The sequence below is a fragment of the Pseudomonas sp. P5_B2 genome, assembly GCF_056400445.1.
Genome location: NZ_JBFULH010000904.1, coordinates 1 through 1,348, shown reverse-complemented (window position 1 = coordinate 1,348; position 1,348 = coordinate 1). Strand labels below are relative to the sequence as shown.

General features: G+C 56.8%; 2 protein-coding genes. Both read right to left on the bottom strand.

The genetic code is table 11. From position 1 onward, the window contains the following. The coding region (locus tag AC1DRJ_RS27880; protein ID WP_477804985.1) for a SpoVR family protein at positions 1 to 202 on the bottom strand (202 nt) is incomplete at its 3' end. Continuing rightward, on the bottom strand, positions 199 to 1,348 hold a 1,150-nt coding region (locus AC1DRJ_RS27875; protein WP_477804984.1), incomplete at its 5' end, for a YeaH/YhbH family protein. The genes AC1DRJ_RS27880 and AC1DRJ_RS27875, both read right to left, overlap by 4 nt.

The window sequence follows — 1,348 nt, the reverse complement described above, 5'->3', positions numbered from 1 at the left end:
GGTGATAACCGAGCGGCATGCCGACGGAGGCATAGGCGTCCATCATCTGCTCGGCGGTGATCACTTCGATCTGGTTAGGGTACGTATCGAGTGCGTAACGAGCCGCCAGGCGACTGATTTCTTTGTCATAGGCCTGGATCAGCTCGAACGTCCATTCGGAGCCGGTGGAAATGGGTTGGCGCTTCTGCTCTTTGGCGGTCATGTCACTAACCTGCGCTGGAAGAGTTCACGGAAGACCGGGTAAATATCCCCGGCCGAGACCAGTTGCTGCTGGGCAAAAGTGTCAGAGAAGGCTTCGGCAATGCGTTCGTACTCGAACCACAGGGCCTGATGTTCGCGCGGGGTGATCTCAACGTAAGTGTAGTACTGCACGAACGGCATGATCTGGTTGATCAGAATGTCGCGGCAGATCGGCGAGTCGTCGTTCCAGTTATCGCCGTCGGATGCCTGTGCGGCATAGATATTCCACTCGTTGCTCGGATAGCGCTCGGCCATGATCTCCTGCATCAGTTTCAAGGCGCTGGACACGATAGTGCCGCCGGTTTCGCGCGAATAGAAGAACTCTTCTTCATCCACTTCCCGGGCACTGGTGTGGTGGCGGATGAACACGACGTCGATCTTGTCGTAATTACGCTTGAGAAACAGGTAAAGCAGGATGAAGAAACGCTTAGCGATGTCCTTGGTCGCCTGCGTCATGGAACCGGACACGTCCATCAGGCAGAACATCACCGCTTTGGAGCTGGGGTTGGGTTGCTTGATGAGCAGGTTGTACTTGAGATCGAAGGTGTCGAGGAACGGTACGCGATGAATTCGCGCACTGAGTTTTTCGATTTCTGCTTCGATTTTCTGGATATCGCCGAAATTGTCCGGCTCTTCCTGCTTGAGCCGCAGCAGCTCCTCTTTGGCTTCGCGCAGCTTTGCACGGCTGCTGCCGGACAGGGCAATGCGCCGTGCATGGGCCGAGCGCAAGGTTCGGATAATGTTGATCCGCGACGGGTTGCCTTCGTTGCTGATCCCTGCGCGCACTGTTTTGAAGGTGTCGGTACCGGTCAGGTTGCGTTTGACCAGGTTCGGTAGTTCGAGGTCTTCGAACATGAATTCGAGGAATTCCTCCTGGGTGATCTGGAAGACGAATTCGTCCATCCCCTCGCCAGAGTTGCCTGCCTTGCCGGGCCCTCTGCCGCCACCACCGCCAGGTGGACGGGCAATGTGCTCGCCGCTGGTGAATTCCTTGTTGCCCGGGTGCACGACGGTTTGTTTGCCGCCGCGACCGTGATGAAGCACCGGCTCGTCGATGTCGCGACCGGGAATGCTGATCTGTTCGCCGTGTTCCATATCGGTAATGGAG